Origin of the sequence: Rhodopseudomonas julia (assembly GCF_030813515.1) — a bacterium.
Taxonomy (GTDB): domain Bacteria; phylum Pseudomonadota; class Alphaproteobacteria; order Rhizobiales; family Afifellaceae; genus Afifella; species Afifella julia.
Window position 1 is genome coordinate 928,884 of the sequence record NZ_JAUSUK010000002.1, and the last position, 16,606, is coordinate 945,489.

The 16,606-nt window shown below is 62.2% G+C and carries 21 protein-coding genes and 1 tRNA gene; 16 read left to right on the top strand and 6 right to left on the bottom strand.

Annotated elements, in window-relative coordinates:
* The first annotated feature begins 4 nt into the window (after nt 1-4).
* From J2R99_RS13570 to J2R99_RS13600, 7 genes are all read left to right on the top strand, one after another.
* Nucleotides 5-331: an XdhC family protein gene (locus J2R99_RS13570; protein WP_307154973.1), complete on the top strand. Its 327-nt coding sequence runs from the start codon at nt 5-7 to the stop codon at nt 329-331.
* Nucleotides 331-1,026, top strand: coding sequence for an XdhC family protein (locus tag J2R99_RS13575; RefSeq protein ID WP_307154974.1), 696 nt, complete (start codon nt 331-333; stop codon nt 1,024-1,026). Before J2R99_RS13570 ends, J2R99_RS13575 begins: the two co-directional genes overlap by 1 nt.
* Nucleotides 1,023-2,645 carry an NTP transferase domain-containing protein gene (locus tag J2R99_RS13580; protein WP_307154975.1) on the top strand — a complete coding sequence of 541 codons (1,623 nt, stop codon included), beginning with the start codon at nt 1,023-1,025 and terminating at the stop codon, nt 2,643-2,645. The genes J2R99_RS13575 and J2R99_RS13580 overlap by 4 nt, the downstream gene beginning before the upstream one ends.
* A gap of 43 nt (nt 2,646-2,688) precedes the next feature.
* Nucleotides 2,689-3,039: a c-type cytochrome gene (locus J2R99_RS13585; protein ID WP_307154976.1), complete on the top strand. Its 351-nt coding sequence runs from the start codon at nt 2,689-2,691 to the stop codon at nt 3,037-3,039.
* Nucleotides 3,040-3,141: 102 nt separating this feature from the next.
* On the top strand, nt 3,142-3,423 hold the full coding sequence (locus J2R99_RS13590; RefSeq protein WP_307154977.1) for an usg protein: 282 nt from the start codon (nt 3,142-3,144) through the stop codon (nt 3,421-3,423).
* Nucleotides 3,424-3,513: 90 nt separating this feature from the next.
* Nucleotides 3,514-3,906: a Cu(I)-responsive transcriptional regulator gene (cueR, locus tag J2R99_RS13595; protein ID WP_307154978.1), complete on the top strand. Its 393-nt coding sequence runs from the start codon at nt 3,514-3,516 to the stop codon at nt 3,904-3,906.
* Nucleotides 3,903-4,307 (top strand): c-type cytochrome, encoded by a 405-nt coding sequence (locus tag J2R99_RS13600; RefSeq protein ID WP_307154979.1) that lies wholly within the window; start codon nt 3,903-3,905, stop codon nt 4,305-4,307. Before cueR ends, J2R99_RS13600 begins: the two co-directional genes overlap by 4 nt.
* A gap of 18 nt (nt 4,308-4,325) precedes the next feature.
* On the opposite strand, the gene radC is transcribed toward J2R99_RS13600, so the two are convergent.
* Both radC and map read right to left on the bottom strand, forming a co-directional pair.
* The gene (gene radC, locus J2R99_RS13605) at nt 4,326-5,039 is read right to left on the bottom strand and encodes a RadC family protein (protein ID WP_307155716.1); all 714 of its coding nucleotides are present in this window, start codon (nt 5,037-5,039) and stop codon (nt 4,326-4,328) included.
* Nucleotides 5,036-5,839 carry a type I methionyl aminopeptidase gene (gene map, locus J2R99_RS13610; protein WP_307154980.1) on the bottom strand — a complete coding sequence of 268 codons (804 nt, stop codon included), beginning with the start codon at nt 5,837-5,839 and terminating at the stop codon, nt 5,036-5,038. The genes radC and map overlap by 4 nt, the downstream gene beginning before the upstream one ends.
* A gap of 152 nt (nt 5,840-5,991) precedes the next feature.
* On the opposite strand from map, the gene J2R99_RS13615 reads away from it, so the two are divergent.
* The 4 genes from J2R99_RS13615 to J2R99_RS13630 all read left to right on the top strand — a co-directional run bounded on the left by J2R99_RS13615 (nt 5,992) and on the right by J2R99_RS13630 (nt 8,871).
* Entirely contained in the window at nt 5,992-6,741 is a 750-nt protein-coding gene (locus J2R99_RS13615; protein WP_307154981.1) for a competence/damage-inducible protein A, read from the top strand.
* Between the two features lie 24 nt (nt 6,742-6,765).
* On the top strand, nt 6,766-7,263 hold the full coding sequence (gene gpt / locus J2R99_RS13620; RefSeq protein WP_307154982.1) for a xanthine phosphoribosyltransferase: 498 nt from the start codon (nt 6,766-6,768) through the stop codon (nt 7,261-7,263).
* Nucleotides 7,264-7,285: 22 nt separating this feature from the next.
* On the top strand, nt 7,286-8,734 hold the full coding sequence (locus J2R99_RS13625; RefSeq protein ID WP_307154983.1) for a TrkH family potassium uptake protein: 1,449 nt from the start codon (nt 7,286-7,288) through the stop codon (nt 8,732-8,734).
* A 50-nt stretch (nt 8,735-8,784) separates the two neighbouring features.
* A tRNA-Leu gene (locus J2R99_RS13630) sits at nt 8,785-8,871 on the top strand.
* Between the two features lie 241 nt (nt 8,872-9,112).
* Here J2R99_RS13630 and J2R99_RS13635 read toward each other — a convergent pair.
* From J2R99_RS13635 to J2R99_RS13645, 3 genes are all read right to left on the bottom strand, one after another.
* Nucleotides 9,113-10,801 (bottom strand): PRC-barrel domain-containing protein, encoded by a 1,689-nt coding sequence (locus J2R99_RS13635; protein WP_307154984.1) that lies wholly within the window; start codon nt 10,799-10,801, stop codon nt 9,113-9,115.
* 139 nt (nt 10,802-10,940) lie between these two features.
* The gene (locus J2R99_RS13640; protein WP_307154985.1) at nt 10,941-12,077 is read right to left on the bottom strand and encodes an FAD-dependent monooxygenase; all 1,137 of its coding nucleotides are present in this window, start codon (nt 12,075-12,077) and stop codon (nt 10,941-10,943) included.
* 45 nt (nt 12,078-12,122) lie between these two features.
* Nucleotides 12,123-12,359: a zinc-finger domain-containing protein gene (locus tag J2R99_RS13645; RefSeq protein WP_307154986.1), complete on the bottom strand. Its 237-nt coding sequence runs from the start codon at nt 12,357-12,359 to the stop codon at nt 12,123-12,125.
* A gap of 172 nt (nt 12,360-12,531) precedes the next feature.
* On the opposite strand from J2R99_RS13645, the gene J2R99_RS13650 reads away from it, so the two are divergent.
* The 5 genes from J2R99_RS13650 to J2R99_RS13670 all read left to right on the top strand — a co-directional run bounded on the left by J2R99_RS13650 (nt 12,532) and on the right by J2R99_RS13670 (nt 15,627).
* Nucleotides 12,532-13,296 carry an alpha/beta fold hydrolase gene (locus J2R99_RS13650; RefSeq protein ID WP_307154987.1) on the top strand — a complete coding sequence of 255 codons (765 nt, stop codon included), beginning with the start codon at nt 12,532-12,534 and terminating at the stop codon, nt 13,294-13,296.
* A gap of 240 nt (nt 13,297-13,536) precedes the next feature.
* A complete protein-coding gene (gene cysE / locus J2R99_RS13655) occupies nt 13,537-14,382 on the top strand; it encodes a serine O-acetyltransferase (protein WP_307154988.1) in 846 nt (281 codons plus the stop codon).
* A gap of 62 nt (nt 14,383-14,444) precedes the next feature.
* Nucleotides 14,445-14,657, top strand: coding sequence for a DUF3126 family protein (locus J2R99_RS13660; protein ID WP_092816236.1), 213 nt, complete (start codon nt 14,445-14,447; stop codon nt 14,655-14,657).
* Nucleotides 14,658-14,686: 29 nt separating this feature from the next.
* Nucleotides 14,687-15,103 carry a DUF6949 family protein gene (locus tag J2R99_RS13665; RefSeq protein ID WP_307154989.1) on the top strand — a complete coding sequence of 139 codons (417 nt, stop codon included), beginning with the start codon at nt 14,687-14,689 and terminating at the stop codon, nt 15,101-15,103.
* Nucleotides 15,100-15,627 (top strand): gamma carbonic anhydrase family protein, encoded by a 528-nt coding sequence (locus J2R99_RS13670; protein WP_307154990.1) that lies wholly within the window; start codon nt 15,100-15,102, stop codon nt 15,625-15,627. Before J2R99_RS13665 ends, J2R99_RS13670 begins: the two co-directional genes overlap by 4 nt.
* A gap of 125 nt (nt 15,628-15,752) precedes the next feature.
* Here J2R99_RS13670 and J2R99_RS13675 read toward each other — a convergent pair whose 3' ends face one another.
* On the bottom strand, nt 15,753-16,418 hold the full coding sequence (locus tag J2R99_RS13675; RefSeq protein ID WP_307154991.1) for a transglutaminase-like cysteine peptidase: 666 nt from the start codon (nt 16,416-16,418) through the stop codon (nt 15,753-15,755).
* Nucleotides 16,419-16,606: the final 188 nt, after the last annotated feature.

Genomic DNA, 16,606 nt, shown 5'->3' on the forward strand with positions numbered 1-16,606 from the left:
GACCATGGCAGAGATGTTGGAGCGCGATGCGCTTGAAATCGCTGAGGCCTGGCGGGAGGCCGGGCGAAAGGTGGCGCTTGCGACCGTCGTCGAGACCTGGGGCTCGGCGCCGCGGCCTGTCGGCAGCCACCTCGTCATCGACGAAGAGGGCAATTTCGAAGGCTCGGTCTCAGGCGGTTGCGTCGAAGGTGCCGTCGTCGGTGAAGCGCTCGAGCTTCTGGAAAGCGGGACAACGAAAATGCTCGAATTTGGGGTCGCCGATGAGACGGCCTGGCGGGTCGGTCTGTCCTGCGGGGGCCGCATCCGCGTTTTCGTCGAACCGGTGGCGTGATGGAGCTGTCGCTTCTCAAGGCGCTCAACGAAGAGCGTGCCGCGCGTCGCGCGGCCGTCCTCGTCACCAATACGGCAAGCGGCGAGGCGCGCCTCGTCAAGGAGAGTGAGGCTGCCGGGGATTCGCTGGCAGATGAGATTTCAAAGCATCTTCGCTCCGGCCGATCCGGGATGCTGGAGGATGGCCACACCTTTCTCACCGTCGCGGTGCCGCCGCCGCGGCTCGTTGCGATCGGGGCCGTCCATATCAGCCAGGCCCTGGCGCCGATGGCGAAACTTGCCGGCCTCGACGTCACGATCATCGATCCGCGCACAGCCTTTGCGAGCGAAGAGCGGTTTCCGGGCGTCGCGCTTGTCGCCGAGTGGCCTGAAGAAGCCCTGAAGAATATCCCTTTCGACGCCTATACGGCGGTTGCAGCGCTTACCCATGATCCGAAGATCGACGATGTCCCGCTGCGGGAGGCGCTTGCCGCCGGCTGCTTTTACGTCGGGGCGTTGGGTAGCCGTAAGACGCACGGCAAGCGCGTGGAACGGCTTTTGGAGGCAGGCGTCAGAGAGCACGATGTCGAGCGCATTCACGCGCCGATCGGTCTCGACATTGCCGCCGCTTCTCCTGGCGAAATAGCCGTCGCCGTTCTGGCGGAGGTGATCGCGGCGCTCCGCAAGGGCCCGTCGATGGCACGTGAGGCCGCTTGAAGTTCGGCCCGATCGCGGTCGCAGGGGCCGAAGGTGCCATCCTGGCGCATAAGATCCGCGCAGGTGACCTGTCGCTGAAGAAGGGTGCGCGGCTGAGTGCAGAGGACGTTGCGCGGCTTTTGTCTGCTGGCGTTTCTGACGTCGTGGCGGCGCGGCTCGAAGTGGGCGATGTCCATGAAGACCAGGCCGCCGAACGCGTCGCCCGGGCGATGGCCGGCGGGCATCTCCGCATCGAGGCGCCGTTCACAGGGCGCTGCAACCTTCACGCGGAAGCCTCTGGGGTCGTTAGAGTCGACAAAGATCTGATCGACGCCCTCAACCGGATAGATCCGGGGCTGACGGTGGCGACGCTTGCGCCGTTCGAAGCTGTCGAAGCCGGGCGCATGGTCGCGACGGTAAAGATCATCCCCTTCGCGCTTTCCGAAAAAGTTCTCGAGACTGCCGAGAGGCTTCTGGAAAGCCGCGAGCCGCCCCTGTCTGTGGCGGCGTTCCGCCCTTGCCGGGTCAGTCTCGTGTCGACATGCCTGCCATCCACGCAGGCGAAAATGCTCGACAAGACGCGGCGGGTGCTGGAAGCCCGACTCGAGAAGGCGGGAGCGAGCCTAACCGACGAGACGCGCGTCGCGCATGTGACCGCATCTTTGGCCGAGGCGTTGCGGGAGCCGGCGTCGGAAGGTGCGGACATCATCGTCGTCTTCGGGGCTTCCGCGATCACCGATCAGAACGACATCATCCCGGCGGCGCTGCGGATGGCCGGCGGGCGGGTTCTGCATTTTGGAATGCCGGTTGATCCGGGCAATCTTCTCCTCATCGGAGAGCTCGGTGGGCGCCCGGTGATCGGAGCCCCCGGCTGCGCACGCAGCCCGAAGGAAAACGGATTCGACTGGGTGTTGAATCGCTTCCTTGCGGGACTTGAGGTCAAGCCTGAAGACATCATGGGTATGGGTGTCGGAGGTCTTTTGTCGGAGATCGTGTCGCGGCCGCAGCCTCGGCAGCCGGCCGACGGTGACGGCGATGTTGCCGCCATCGTGCTTGCTGCCGGTCGTTCGCGGCGTATGGGCGGGCCGAACAAGCTTCTTGCCCGGTTCGACGGCGTGCCTCTCGTGCGCCGGACTGTGGAGACTGTCGCAGCCGCCGATGTCTCGGAGGTGGTGGTGGTCACCGGCCATATGCGCGAGGCGGTTGAAGAGGCGCTTCAAGGACGGGGCGCGCGCTTCGTCCATAACGCCGATTTTGCCGAAGGGCTCGCAAGCTCTCTGAGGGTCGGGTTGCGTGCGCTGCCCGAGGGCGTATCAGGGGCACTCATCGTCCTCGCCGATATGCCGGCTCTGACACGCGAAGCGATCGGCCGGATGCTTGCGGCCTTCGAGCCCGAAGCCGGCCGCAGCATCGTGCTTGCGACCGCGTCGGGCAAACGCGGCAATCCGGTTCTGTGGGCGCGCCGCTATTTTGATGAGCTGCTGCAGGTGAGCGGAGATACCGGTGGCCGGCATGTGATCGGGCTTTATCCCGACGAAGTTTTTGAGGTGGAAATCGGCGCGGCCGCGCGGCTCGATGTCGACACGCCCGAGGTGCTGCATGCCGCCGGTGGTGTAATCGATCCAGCCCGCGAGGGTTGATCCTGGTCATGGTGAAGTCGGAAGTCGTCGCTATTCTGCGCTCATGAGGGGATCGATCGCATTTGCCGGCATGCTGTTGCTGGCAACCGCGCAGGGCGCTGCGGGCCAGAACATCGCCCGCGGCGAAGCGCTGGCGGAGGAATATTGCGCCCGCTGTCATGCTGTCGGATTGATGGGCACGAGCCCGATGCCGCCCGCACCGGCCTTTCGCGACCTGTCGGAGCGCTATCCGATCGACACATTATGGGAAGCGCTTGCCGAAGGCATCGTCACCGGCCATCCGGCCATGCCGGAATTCCGCTGGCCGCCCGCCGATATCGACGACATTCTTGGCTATATCACGTCGATCCAGCCGCCGGAGGACGGACCAAGGGCTGGCAGCACTCTTGAGTGAAGGCTGCTAAGTCTTTGTTCAACCTCATGATTTCGACCAAGTACTAGTAGACTTTTAATCTCTGAGACGCAATCATTGCACCTCCTGACCAAGGAGGAGAGCATGCAGCAAAGTCGCGAGGAGAGTGATCTTGGTCTTCAGCTCGCCGGTTACGGCCTGACGACCGCCAATGTTCTCTACTACATGCCGGAGCGTCCGACGCTCATTCAGAGCTTCGTCTGGCAATTCTACGATGTGGCGCCTGACCATCCGCGGTTGGAGCGCTTCCTCGATTACTGGCGGCGCGAGATCGACGCGGCCATTCATTCCGTTGAGATCGCACATGAGCGGCTGATCAAGCCGTCGGAATGGCGTCTCGCGACTTTCGAAGGGCGGCTCAACTAAAAGCCCGACGAGGAATAGAAGCGCCCGGCCTTCCCTTGACTTTCCAGTGGCTGGAACCCTTATCCAGTGGGAAAGTGTGGGAGTTGGCGCATGAATATCGGCGATGCGGCGCAGGCCTCCGGCCTGCCCCCAAAAACCATCCGCTATTACGAGGATATCGGCCTCGTGCAGCCGGACAGGCGCGGCAACAATTACCGCGACTATTCCGATACTCACGTCCACAGCCTGCAATTCCTGGCGCGGGCCCGCTCCCTGGGTTTCTCCATCGAGGAATGCCGTCAGCTTCTGTCGCTCTATGGCGATCACTGCAGGGCGAGCGGCGACGTGAAGGCGATCGCGATCCGCCACATCGGCGAGATCGAGCGCAAGATCGCCGAACTTCAGGCGATGCACGATACGTTGTCCAATCTCGTCGAGGCCTGTCATGGCGACCATCGTCCGGATTGCCCGATCCTCAAGGATCTGGCCGGGGGTGGGACGTGACGTCGAAGGCGATCTCTTTCGTCGTCCTGGCTCTTGCGATCGTCGCTTTCCTCGCCATCCGGGCGTTTGTGCCTGGCAATGGCGATGCCCGGATTGCAGACGTCAAGGTGCCGGAGCTTTCGTCCGACGCTCAGACGGGCAGGGCGCTTTTTGAAGAGAACTGCGTCGCCTGTCATGGCGAGAGTGCCGCCGGGACAGAAGCCGGGCCGCCGCTCGTGCATGCGGTCTACGCGCCTGAACATCATAGCGACCAGGCGTTCCAGCTCGCCGTGGCCCGCGGGGTGACCGCGCATCATTGGAGTTTTGGCAATATGGCGCCGGTGGAAGGTCTGTCTCAGACGGAGGTCGACAAGATCGCCGTCTATGTGCGCGCATTGCAGCGTGCAAACGGGATTATGTGAGCGGAGCCCACGCCATCGCTACATCAGCCCCATGCCGCGAAAGCTCGCATGCCCGTCGCGACCGATGATGATGTGGTCGTGCACGGTCACCCCCAAAGGCTTGCCGACGTCGACGAGCGTCTTTGTCATCTGAATGTCGGCGCGAGACGGTGAGGGGTCGCCCGATGGGTGGTTGTGCACCAGAATGAGGGCTGTTGCTGAGAGCTCGAGGGCACGACGCATCACTTCGCGGGGATAGACCGGGGTGTGATCGACCGTGCCCCTCTGCTGCACTTCGTCGGCGATGAGGGCGTTCTTCTTGTCAAGGAAGAGGATACGAAACTGCTCACGATCCTCAAACGCCATCGCCGTGCGGCAATAGTCGAGAAGCGTCGACCAGGAGCCCAAAACCTGACGGCTTCTGACTTCGTGCCGGCCGAGGCGCTCGGCGACGGCGCGCATCAATTTCAACTGCAGGATGACGGCGTCGCCCACGCCATCGATCTCCTTGAGGCGTGTCGGCGACGCAGCCAGAACTTCTCCGAGCGAACCGAAGGTGGCGAGTAGAGCCTTGGCGATCGGCTTCGTGTCGCGCCGGGGCAGGGCGCTGAAAAGAGCAAGCTCCAGAAGCTCGTAATCCGCCAGCGCGTCGGCTCCTGCCTCGCGAAAACGGTTGCGCAGACGGTCACGGTGGCCGTGATAATGGACCCGGGCTGGGCCGGCTTCTTCGAAATCAAAGCCCACGGACGTCAGGGCCGGCCGTAGCCGGCCGGCGACAGCGTGAAGACTTCGACCCCGTCCTCCGTGACGCCGACTGCGTGCTCGTATTGGGCGGTGAGCGACCTGTCGCGGGTCACTGCCGTCCAGCCGTCGTTGAGGAGTTTCACATGCGGACGGCCGAGATTGATCATCGGCTCGATCGTGAAGATCATCCCGGGTTCGAGCGTGAGCCCTTCACCAGGACGCCCGTAATGCAGGATATTCGGCGGCTCGTGGAAGGCCAGCCCCACGCCGTGGCCGCAGAAATCGCGCACCACCGAACAGCGCTCGGCCTCCGCATAGCTTTGGATGGCGTGTCCGATATCGCCGAGCATTGCCCCGGGTTTCACTGCGTCGATCCCGCGCATCAGGCATTCGTAAGTGACTTCCATCAGCCGCTCGGCCGCACGCTTGACCTGACCGACCGCATACATGCGGCTGGAATCGCCATGCCAGCCGTCGAGAATGAAGGTGACATCGATATTGGCGATGTCGCCCTCTTTCAGCGGTTTGTCGTTCGGGATGCCGTGGCAGACGACATGGTTGAGGGAAATGCACGAGGCTTTGCGGTAGCCGCGATAATTGAGCGTGGCTAGGAGCGCATCATGCTGGAGCGCGAAATCATAGACGAAATCGTCGAGCTCCTGCGTGGTGACGCCGGGTTTGACGCGCTCGGTCAGTTCATCGAGGCAGGTGGCAACGAGCTGCCCGGCCCGGCGCATGCCGGCAAAACCTTCCTCGCCGTAGGTATGGATGGAGGCCTTTTCGCGCTGGCCTGAAAGTGCGTTCTGCATAGGATGGAACCGTCTTTATTCGGCGACAAGCTAGCCGATTGAGGCGCCCCTTTTAAAGGGGAGATGGAGATTTCGCCTTCCATATGGGGAAGGGGAATGCGGCAAGCCAGATTGGACTTGCCGGCAGCTACGACAAAGGGCACTCAGTCTCAATGAGCGAGATCGAAGCGAATACCGCACACCCGCCCCGGGCAGCCATGCTGGTGATCGGCGACGAGATCCTGTCGGGCCGCACCAAGGACAAGAATATAGGCACGCTTGCCGATTTCTGCACCGACCTCGGTATCGACCTTGAGGAAGTGCGGATCGTCGGCGATCAGAAGTCCGCAATCGTGGCGGCGTTGAAGGCGCTCTCGGCGGCCTATGACATCGTCTTCACCTCCGGTGGCATCGGACCGACGCACGACGATATCACTGCCGATGCGGTCGCGAGTGCGTTCGATCGTCCGCTCATTCATCATCCCGAGGCGGTTCGAATCCTGCGTGAGCGGGCCGAGGCGCGCGGCTGGGAGCTCAACGAGGCGCGGCTGAGAATGGCGCGAACGCCGGAAGGCGCCGACCTCATTGCCAATGCGGTCTCGGGTGCGCCCGGCTTCAAGATCGGCAACGTCTATGTGATGGCGGGCGTGCCGGCCGTGATGGAGGCGATGCTTGCCGCACTCGCGCCCACGCTGCCGCATGCCGCGAAGATCTTGTCCGTCACGATCGAGGCGGGACGTGGGGAAGGAGAGATCGCAGATTGGCTCTCCGATCTTCAGGACGAGCACCCTGAAGTGCGTTTCGGATCCTATCCTTACCAGGACGGGACCCGCTTCACGACCCGTATCGTGATCCGCTCGCGCGATGAAGAGGCGCTAAAAAAGGCAGCCGAGGCCGTGGCAAGCCGCCTGCAAAGCGGATAAGAGGCCGGAAGAAACGAGAGAGATATGGTTCAAGAAAAGGCCTTCCCGGTTTCCTGGGAGCAGTTTCATCGCGACGCGCGGGCGCTGACCTGGAGGCTCGCGGGCGCTGGCCCGTTCGAGGCGATCGTGTGTATTACGCGCGGCGGCCTCGTGCCGGCGGCTGTCGTATCGCGCGAACTCGAAATCCGTTTGATCGAGACTGTCTGTGTCGCGTCCTATCACGACTACAAGACCCAGGGGACGACCCAGGTCCTGAAACCGATCTCGGAGCAGGTGCGCCATCTCGGCGGGGAGGGCGGCAAGGGTGTGCTCATCGTCGACGATCTCGTCGATACCGGCAAAACGGCCGCGATCGTCCGGGAGATGCTGCCGGATGCGCATTTCGCCACGGTCTATGCCAAGCCCAAGGGGCGCCCACTGGTCGATACCTTCGTCACGGAAGTGTCCCAAGACACATGGATCTATTTCCCGTGGGATCTCGGGTTGAGCTTCCAGCCGCCGATCTTCGGCGCACCGAGCTGACGCCACAGGCGCAGGCGACATCTTGCTTCGGTATCAACCCATCCTGGCGATAACCGGCCTCCTTCTGGTGGCGCTCGGTGTGGTGATGATTTTGCCGGCGCTTGTCGATCTGTCGGCCGGCAACCCGGACTGGATGGTGTTCGCGCTCTCAGGCGTTGTGACCGCGCTCGTCGGTGCGGTCTTCGCCATTGCGGGGCGCGAGGAAGAGCCGCTCGGTCTCAATCTCAAGCAGGCCTTCATTCTGACCACGGTGTTGTGGTTCGTGCTGCCGGGGTTTGCGGCCCTGCCGTTCCTCGGCCTCGATGTCGATTATGCGGACGCCTTCTTCGAGACGGTCTCCGGCATGACGACCACGGGTTCCACCGTCCTCACTGGCCTCGACAGCCTGCCGCCCGGCATCCATCTCTGGCGCTCGCTTCTGCAATGGATCGGCGGCGTCGGCATCGTCGTCATGGCCATCATCATGCTGCCGTTCCTGAAGGTCGGCGGTATGCAGCTCTTCCATGCCGAGAGTTCCGACCGTTCGGAAAAGGTTTTGGCGAAGTCGTTCGACCTCGCCGCCTGGATCGGTGGCATCTATGTCGGTCTGACGCTTTTGTGCGCGCTCGCCTATGCGGCCGGCGGTATGACCTTCTTCGACGCGATCTGTCATGCGATGACGACGCTTTCGACCGGTGGGTTTTCCACCCACGACGCGTCCTTCGGCTATTTCGGCGACAATCCGGAGCTTCTTTGGACCGGAAGCTTCTTCATGCTGGCCGGGGCCATGCCATTCGTTGCCTATATCGGTGCGTTGCGTGGTCGTCCTTACGAGATCGTGCGCGACCCGCAGGTGCTCGCCTTGGTCGGTCTCCTGCTGATCGTGTGCACGGGCCTTGCGGTCCAGCTGACGCTGACGGGCGAGTTCACCTTCGGTCAGGCTCTGCGGCACTCGACCTTCAATGTCGTTTCCGTGGTGACGACCACCGGCTACGCCTCGCTCGACTACACGCAGCTCGGCACGTTTTCGGTCGGCCTCTTCTTCGTGCTCACCTATGTGGGGGGCTGCACGGGGTCCACGGCAGGCGGCATCAAGATCTATCGCCTGGTCATCCTTTGGGAGATCATTCGCCGCCAGATCAGGCTTCTCGCCCATCCCTCGCGCATCGATCCTCTGCGCTATGCCGGTCGTCGTATCCCGGCCGACGTGCCACCTTCGGTTCTGGCATTCCTGACGCTTTATGTCGGGACCACGGTGATCATCACGATGATCCTGGCGGCGCTCGGCCTCGATTTCGTGACCGCCATTTCCGCCGCTGTGACTGCGGTCGGCAATGTCGGTCCTGGACTTGGCGAGATCGTGGGCCCGGCCGGCAATTTCTCTTCGCTGCCCGATGCCGCGAAGATCGCACTCACCTTTGCGATGGTCCTCGGGCGGCTGGAGCTCTTCACGGTCTTGGTGCTTTTCGACCCGGCCTTCTGGCGCTGGTAAGAAGCGCCTCTTGCCGGCTGTTATAAGCGCGGCTAGGCAAAGTGCTACGTGCGGGCGTGGCGGAACAGGTAGACGCAAGGGACTTAAAATCCCTCGGTTGGAAAACCATGCGGGTTCGAGTCCCGCCGCCCGCACCATTCTTCGTTATCACTCTGCCTCGCCGCAGCTCTGTGAATGAAAGGGGCGGAAGCCTGTGCGCTCATAGCGGCGGCGTCAGGAGCTGTCTCACAACACGATCCGGCTTTCGCTCCCGCCTTTTATCTGGAAAGGGCAGGGTAGGGCTCACCCACGCTCAGGCAGGATTTCGTAGAGAGGGCCAAAGAAAAACCCGCCGGCCGGAGCCGACGGGTCGTATCTGTCTGAGTGAACGCTGGGTGGTTACTGCGCTTTTTCGTATTCCGGCGCGTCTTCCAGCTGGTTCTCGGTGGCGTTGATCGAATAGCGAGTTTCGCCGTTCGAATCCTTCTGGATGTTGAGCGTATCGTACTCAACCGCGACCGGCTTCTCGCCGATGCCCAGGAAGCCGCCGACATCGATGATCACGGCACGGACATCACCGTTCTGGCCGACGATGACGTCGTCGATATCCCCGACGCTCTCGTCGTTGCTGCCGTAAACAGTGGCGCCCATGATGTCCTCGGCGCTCAATCCGCTGGGCTGTGCGCCACCGGGAACGGACTTGCTGGAGCCCATGTCGTTCTGATCACGCGAGGCGGTGGTCATCGAACCGGTGCCGTCCGTCGTACCTGTCTTGGTCGTGTCGGACTGGCTGTTCTGTGCCGTCTGCGAGCCCGTCGTATCGCCACTCATGTCGCTGCTGTTGCTGGCGACATTGCCTTCTCGACCAGACATATCCCACTTCGGCGCGTTTTCGAGTTCAGCACGCGTCATCGGGATCGTCAGACGCGGCTCATCCTCGTTCGGTGCCTTGGCCATTTCGACCTGATCGAATTTGATGGCGACCGGCTTTTCGCCCACGCCGAGGAAACCGCCGACGTCGATCACGATCGAATCGATCTTGCCATTATCGGCAAGGATGACGTCGTTGATCTCACCGACGCTCTGCTGCTGATCGGCCGGGTTTGCTGCGAGCTGGTTGTTCTGGCCGGCGTTGTTGCCCGTCGCGGACTCGCCTGTCGCAGAAGCCGGACGGTTCGTCGCCATCTTCTGGTTGGCGTTGTCGCCAGAGGTCGTCCCGCTCGTGCCCATGGCCGTTGTCTGGCCGCTGGCGTCGGTCTTCACCCGATCCTGCATATTGGTGACCGGCTCGCCGCTCGCCATGGTGTTGGTTTTACCCATGGAGCCGCGTGCCTGACCGCTGTCGGCATTGTTCTGCATAGCCTGCTGCTGGCGCTCGCCCGTCGCATCCTGGCTGCTTACCGACGAATAGACCTCGCGGCCGAGCCACTCGCTCAGGCGGGTTTCACCCTGCTCAGGCTGGGCAAAGGCGGTCTGGCGATCCTGTCCGCTCATCGCACTGTCGGTTGTGGTCGTCGTGCTGGCGGCGGTCTGTTTCGACTGATCGTTCGTCATCGAACCGCTTGCTGCGCCATCCGAAGAGGCGGTTGTGGAGGCGCCCGTCGTTGAACTCTCGCTCTTGGCGGTGCCGCCTTCTTTCTGCATCTGCGCATAGCTGCGCTGATCATCTTTCGCCTGGAATTCCGGAGCATTCTTCAGCTCTTCCTCGGTGGCGTCGACGACCAGGCGCATTTCGCCGTTCTGGTCCTGCGTCACCTGGAACTGATCGTAGTCGAGAGCGACCTCTTTTTCGCCCAGCCCGAGAAATCCGCCCACGCCAATAATGGCGGCGGTGATATTGCCGTTCTCGTCGACCAGAAGATCGTCGACATCGCCGACTTCTTCGGCGTCCGGTCCGGCTGACGAGTAAACGGTCTGGCCAATCCAGGTGGAAGCGAGATCTTCGCCCTGCTTCTGCTGCGTCTGGACGCCCTGGGTGGTGGACTGAGCCTGCGTGGTCTCGTTCGGCTTGGCCGGCTGCGTCTGGGCGATCGCGCCGGTGGTCAACAGTGCGGCAATCGCCGTACTCGCCATCAATGTGCGGATCATATAGTAATCTCCTTGCATCTCGGATGCTATTGAGGCCGCGCGGATGTGTGTGGAAGCCGTTCGCGCGGCCGTTACCACCTGACAACGTTAAGTGGTCGATCAGGTTCCGATTTCGGAGATGTATAAATCGTCGAAATGCTTAGGCGGTAAAAGAATATAGCCAGTCCTGGCGGCGCATCAAAACTTCGCCGGGAAGGGCCAGGAGCGCTGTGTTCCTGAGGCCTGCGACGAGACTGGGCATCGTGTAGATCTGTAGATTGCTCTCCGCCATGGACACAACCTTACGGACGCGTGGTTTGCGTGTAAGCTCGTAGCGGGCGAGTTTTCCGGGCAGCGACCCGTCTCCTGCGATCTCCGCAGAAAGCACCGCGGCATCTTCGATCCCCATCGCGCCACCCTGGGCGGCTGTCGGCAGCATGGCATGGGCTGCATCGCCGAGGAGAACGGCTCGGTTTTTTGCCCAAGCGAGGTTTGGGTCCACGGTCTGGAGCGGCCAGGGCAGCCATTTTTCGCGCAGCGCCTGAGAGGCAAAAAACGTGGCGATCTCAGGTGCAGCATGGGGGAGCTTGGGTCCTGCCGAACCGGTTGCTCTCTGTGGCTCGATCGCCACGATGTTGAGGCGCTCGCCCCGCCTGATGGGATAGTGAACGACATGCCAGCCGGGGCCCATCCATAGGGTGGTGCAGCTCGTGTCGAGCCAGCCGGGTGTGGCCGAGATGTCGATGCTCACGCGCCAGGCGACATGCGTGGAGGGGGACGGCTCAGCCCCGGAGACGAGCTGTCGGCGGACGACCGAGCGAAGCCCGTCGGCCCCGACGATGAGATCGGCATGGTGTTTTTCGCCGACGGCTTGGAAGGTGACGTCGCGGTCTTGCTCGCTGAACGCATCCACGCCTGCTCCGAGATGAAGGTGGATCGCCGTCTCTCGACGAACCGCCTTCAGCAGGATGTCCTGCAGGTCGGCGCGGTGGACCAGCCAATAGGGGGCGCCGTAGCGCGCCCGCGCCCAGTCTCCCAAGGGCAGGGTTGCAAGCAGGTTGAGGCGCTGACCGTTGCCGATCTGAAGCTTGTCGGGCGCAACGATGCATTTGCTCAATTCCTCGCCCAGGCCGAGTGCGAGGAGAACGCGAGAGGCGTTGGGCGACAATTGTATGCCGGCGCCGACTTCTTCCAGCGTTTCGGCACGCTCGAAGAGATCGAGCTCGAAGCCCTTGCGTGCCAGCGAAAGCGCAAATGTCAGGCCTGAAATGCCGGCCCCGATGACGGCGATGCGCATCCTATAAGGAAGGGCAGGGGCAGGTGCCCATGCGCCTCTCCAGCCTCATTCCTGGTAAACGGCTTCGGTCGGACGCGCCTGCTTGGGGCTGAGCGAACGATCGAGCTTGTAGAGGGTCGAGCAGTACGGGCAGATGATTTCGTGCTCGTCGCCCATGTCGAGGAAGACGTGCGGATGGTCGAAGGGCGGCAGGGCGCCGATGCACATGAACTCGGTGGCGCCCACCGAAATCGCCTCTACCCCGCCGGTATTATGAAAATGCGGAACCACGTTCTCCGCCATCGTCACTCGTCCTGTCCGTTGTTGCTGGTTTACGAAACATAGGCGTGCAGAGGCGGCGGGCCAATGTCAAAATTCCAGTGTCGAGAACGTAGAGGCTCGTCCTACGCGTTGACCGTTTGCGGCGCGAGGGGCTAAGCGGCGGGAATGATCCATTCGCACTTCCATCATTCTCATGCCCTCCTTTGAAGCGTCAGACGGCGTCGCGATCGCCTATCTCGATCAGGGGGAGGGCGAACCGCTCCTTCTCATCCATGGCTTTGCCTCGAGTCACCGGGTCAATTGGCAGTCCACCGGCTGGGTCTCGGCCTTCAATGAGGCGGGATACCGTGTCATCGCGCCGGACAATCGGGGGCATGGCTGGTCCGACGCGCCGCACTCGGCCGATGCCTACGGCATGGACCGGATGGGGCGGGACATGCTGGAGCTTCTCGATCATCTCGGGATCGAACGAACCCTCATGATGGGCTATTCGATGGGCGCGCGGATTGCGACGCATCTTGCTGTCGGCGCACCCGAGAAGGTCGAAGCTCTCATCATCGGCGGGCTCGGCGATCAACTGGTGCAGGGCTTCGGCGAAGCTGACGAAGTTGCAGCCGGTATGCGCGCGGCCTCCACGGAAGAGGTCGTCGGCGAAACCGCAAAAGGATTTCGCGTCTTCGCCGAACAGACCGGCTCGGATCTTTTGGCGCTTGCGGCCTGTATGGAGGCCGGCCGCGAGAACCTCACTCCCGGTATGCTCGGCAAGCTCACCATGCCGGTCCTCATCGTCGTGGGGTCCGAGGACGAGGTGGCTGGCGACCCGGAAGCGCTCGCAAAGCTCATCCCCAGTGCCAAGACCGCGATCATTCCGCGCCGTGACCATATGCGCGCCGTCGGGGACAAGATGACCAAGGCTGCCGTCCTGGAGTATTTGGAGAGCCTCCGCAAAGCCGCCTAGCGGTGTCTGCACGATCCGCGAGCGGTCTGAACCGGCGTCAATCCGGTTGGTCGGCTGTTGACCCTAGGTTACGCCGGCATATGCTGATTTTGATTGGAAGCTATATAACAAGGTGTGTGGCCCGCGGGAGCAGCGTTGCAGGCAAAGAGATCGTGCCCGATCTCTCTGGCAAACAGCGCGTGCCGCACCAGATATCCGGGCGCCGGAGAACCGGATTGTGACGCAGCGAGAGGAGCCGATATGGCTGTCGAACAAACCCGTCTGAGCTCGGGCGCCGAAACGGTCGATCCGGTCTGGGCGCAGCTTCGCCGCGAAGCCGAAGACATCGTCGCGCGCGAGACCGTGCTTGCGGCCTTCATCTATTCGACGATCTTGAACTATCCCCGGCTGGAAGATGCGGTCGCCCACCGCGTCGGAGACAGGCTGCGCCATCCCGGCATTTCCACAGGGCAAATCATTCGGTCTTTCGGCGAGATGTATGAGGATCAGCCGGAACTCTCGGAGGTTCTGCGTATCGATCTGATGGCCGTCTATGACCGCGATCCGGCTTGCGAGCGGCTGATCGAGCCGGTGCTTTATTTCAAGGGTTTCCACGCGATCCAGTCGCACCGGCTGGCTCATTGGCTCTGGCAGCAAGGTCACAAGGATTACGCCCTCTATCTGCAAAGCCGTGCATCGGAAGTGTTCCAGGTCGATATTCATCCCGCCGTTCCTCTGGGACGTGGGATCTTCATCGATCATGCCACCGGTATCGTGATCGGCTCCACGGCCGTCATCGAGGACGATGTCTCGATCCTCCAGAATGTCACGCTCGGCGGGACAGGGAAATCGTGTGGTGACCGGCATCCCAAGATTCGTCACGGCGTCCTCATCGGCGCCGGCGCCGAGGTCCTCGGCAATATCGAAGTCGGCCATTGCTCTCGCGTGGCGGCCGGATCGGTCGTGTTGAAACCGGTGCCGCCCATGGTGACGGTTGCGGGCGTGCCGGCGCGAATCGTCGGCAAAGCGGGCCGCGACGAACCCGGCCGTTCCATGGACCAGCTCCTGCGCGAGGCGGAACAGGGGAGCGACGACGTTTCCGGTTGAGCCGGTTGAGATCGGGTCCCCGTTATGTCAGGACGGGCCAAACCAAGTTAAAGGGTGTCGTGTTGAGCATCGACGAACTGAAAAAACTCCAGGCCTACCTGCAGCGGCTTTTCGACAACGAGAAGATCCAGGTGAAGGCGCGGCCGCGCAAGGACGATTCGGCGGAGGTGTTCGTCGGCGAGGAATTCGTTGGCCTCATTTTCCGCGACGATGAGGATGAGGATCTCTCCTACAATTTCTCGATGGCGATCCTGGATTTCGACCTGCGCGCCTGAAGGCGCTCCGAGACGAAGCTGATCTGAAAATGCGGGCGGTCGCGGTAAGCGGCCGCCCGTATCTTGTCGGGCCTATTCGAGCCGGTTACGTTTACCAAACGTTAACTGATGCCGGACGGGTGGGCGCCGTGTCTGATTTCGAAGTGCTGCTGTTTTGCGTTCTGACAGGCTTCGTGACGGCCGGAACGGCTGCAAGCTTCTACCAGTTGCTCACCTCGCGCCCGCCTGATTTTGAACTGCGGGATTTCACCTTCCCCGCGATCGCGACCTGCACCTTGATGTGCTTTACGGCGGGACCGTTCATCGTGGTTCGCCGAATTTGCGGAGCCTTGCGCGTCAAAAAAGCAGGGCTGGAGATCGTGGTCCTCGGGCTTGCGGTGGCGGGTCTGTGGAGCGCATGTTCGGGCACATTGTTTCTCAGTTTTCTGGTGGCTGTCCGCGCATGAGCATTTATTGTCTGAAGGAACGTAAGCCTGATCTGCCGGAGAGCGGGGCCTATTGGATTGCACCCTGCGCGAGCGTGATCGGCGATGTGCGACTGTCCGAAGACGCGAGCATCTGGTTCGGCGCGGTTCTGCGGGGCGACAACGAGCCGATTTCCGTCGGCCCGCGTTCCAATGTCCAGGATCTCAGCGTTATCCATACCGATCCTGGGTTCCCCTGCACGATCGGCAGCGATTGCACGATCGGCCACCGCGCCATTCTGCACGGCTGCACGATCGGGGATTTCTCTCTCGTCGGTATGGGAGCGATCGTCCTGAACGGTGCAAAGATCGGCCGTTTCTGCCTGATCGGTGCGGGTGCCCTCATCACCGAGGGCAAGGAGATCCCGGATTATTCACTCGTCGTCGGCTCTCCCGGAAAAGTCGTGCGGACGCTCGACGAGACAGCCAAGGAAGGGCTGCGGGAATCGGCAGCGAAATATGTTGCCAACGGCCGCCGGTTTCGGGAATCGCTCGGCCAAATATAGGTCGCTCCCGGCCGGCGCCGGACATCCCTCAGCCGGATAAAGCGCCGGCCGGCCTCCTTTCGGAGACCGGCCGCTGAGCCCGGTTGGGGACGGGAGAGTTTGGAGGCGACCAGGCTAGCTCAAATTCAACGCAGACGACCTGTGGCGTCGAGCGGCTGCCAACGGGAATCGTCGATGGCGACCCATCTCTTCGGGTCTGCCGTGTCCTGCCGTTTCACGTAGCGGTAGCCGGTTTGGCTCCACAGGCGGATATCGGAGACCTTGTTGTCGAGCACGTAGTCACCGCGATCGGTGCGCACGACGAGCACGGCATGGCCGGCGCCGACTTCGTCGAAGACCACGGCGACCAAGAGGTCGGAGGTGGGCCAGCCGCGTGTGACGAGCTGCTTGCGCTTCAGAAGGACATAGTCCTCGCAATCGCCGTAGCCTTGCGGGAGCGTCCAGACTTCTTCCTGCCCATAATACTCTTCGTCCGTCACTGCCTTGACGCTGTCGTTGACGTAATTGTTGATCCGAACCAGATCCTGCCAACGTGAAGGCGTCAGCTGCATGGGCGAGCGCCCGCCGTGGACCTGGCATTCGCCCGGAAAGGACTTGCAGAAGGCACGATGTCCGATTGGTGGCGAGGCATAGCGACCCGTGCGCATGACCGGCGCGCTGATGCTTCCCGTGATCCTGATGCCAAGACCGGAGCTTGTCTGTTGGGCCTGGGCCTCTGCCGGTGCCGCCATGAAGGCGGCGAGGGCGAAGGCTGCCCCAAGCATTGTTCCGGTCACTCTGTTCAACCGCATATCGCGATCCCCCGTTTTGGGAGACCGTATCCCCGGCGGCTTAGGCGCGGGCTAAGCGGTTCTTTCGGAGTTTCACTCTCGCGGCAAGCTCTTCTTTACGCTGCCTACGATTTGGTTGAAATCAGGAAGTTTTCCTGAAATCGTCGGCAAGTTGAAGAGCTTTTACATAAGAGTCGATTGTCGGTCTG

What these genes read in the sequence shown, in the direction of transcription:
- J2R99_RS13650 (WP_307154987.1), top strand. Translation starts at nt 12,532, where the DNA reads ATGCCCTCCTTTGAAGCGTCAGACGGCGTCGCGATCGCCTATCTCGAT.
- J2R99_RS13635 (WP_307154984.1), bottom strand. Translation starts at nt 10,801, where the DNA reads ATGATCCGCACATTGATGGCGAGTACGGCGATTGCCGCACTGTTGACC.
- cysE (WP_307154988.1), top strand. Translation starts at nt 13,537, where the DNA reads ATGGCTGTCGAACAAACCCGTCTGAGCTCGGGCGCCGAAACGGTCGAT.
- J2R99_RS13585 (WP_307154976.1), top strand. Translation starts at nt 2,689, where the DNA reads ATGAGGGGATCGATCGCATTTGCCGGCATGCTGTTGCTGGCAACCGCG.
- J2R99_RS13615 (WP_307154981.1), top strand. Translation starts at nt 5,992, where the DNA reads ATGAGCGAGATCGAAGCGAATACCGCACACCCGCCCCGGGCAGCCATG.
- map (WP_307154980.1), bottom strand. Translation starts at nt 5,839, where the DNA reads ATGCAGAACGCACTTTCAGGCCAGCGCGAAAAGGCCTCCATCCATACC.
- J2R99_RS13640 (WP_307154985.1), bottom strand. Translation starts at nt 12,077, where the DNA reads ATGCGCATCGCCGTCATCGGGGCCGGCATTTCAGGCCTGACATTTGCG.
- J2R99_RS13570 (WP_307154973.1), top strand. Translation starts at nt 5, where the DNA reads ATGGCAGAGATGTTGGAGCGCGATGCGCTTGAAATCGCTGAGGCCTGG.
- J2R99_RS13645 (WP_307154986.1), bottom strand. Translation starts at nt 12,359, where the DNA reads ATGGCGGAGAACGTGGTTCCGCATTTTCATAATACCGGCGGGGTAGAG.
- gpt (WP_307154982.1), top strand. Translation starts at nt 6,766, where the DNA reads ATGGTTCAAGAAAAGGCCTTCCCGGTTTCCTGGGAGCAGTTTCATCGC.
- J2R99_RS13665 (WP_307154989.1), top strand. Translation starts at nt 14,687, where the DNA reads ATGCGGGCGGTCGCGGTAAGCGGCCGCCCGTATCTTGTCGGGCCTATT.
- J2R99_RS13575 (WP_307154974.1), top strand. Translation starts at nt 331, where the DNA reads ATGGAGCTGTCGCTTCTCAAGGCGCTCAACGAAGAGCGTGCCGCGCGT.
- J2R99_RS13670 (WP_307154990.1), top strand. Translation starts at nt 15,100, where the DNA reads ATGAGCATTTATTGTCTGAAGGAACGTAAGCCTGATCTGCCGGAGAGC.
- J2R99_RS13590 (WP_307154977.1), top strand. Translation starts at nt 3,142, where the DNA reads ATGCAGCAAAGTCGCGAGGAGAGTGATCTTGGTCTTCAGCTCGCCGGT.
- J2R99_RS13675 (WP_307154991.1), bottom strand. Translation starts at nt 16,418, where the DNA reads ATGCGGTTGAACAGAGTGACCGGAACAATGCTTGGGGCAGCCTTCGCC.
- cueR (WP_307154978.1), top strand. Translation starts at nt 3,514, where the DNA reads ATGAATATCGGCGATGCGGCGCAGGCCTCCGGCCTGCCCCCAAAAACC.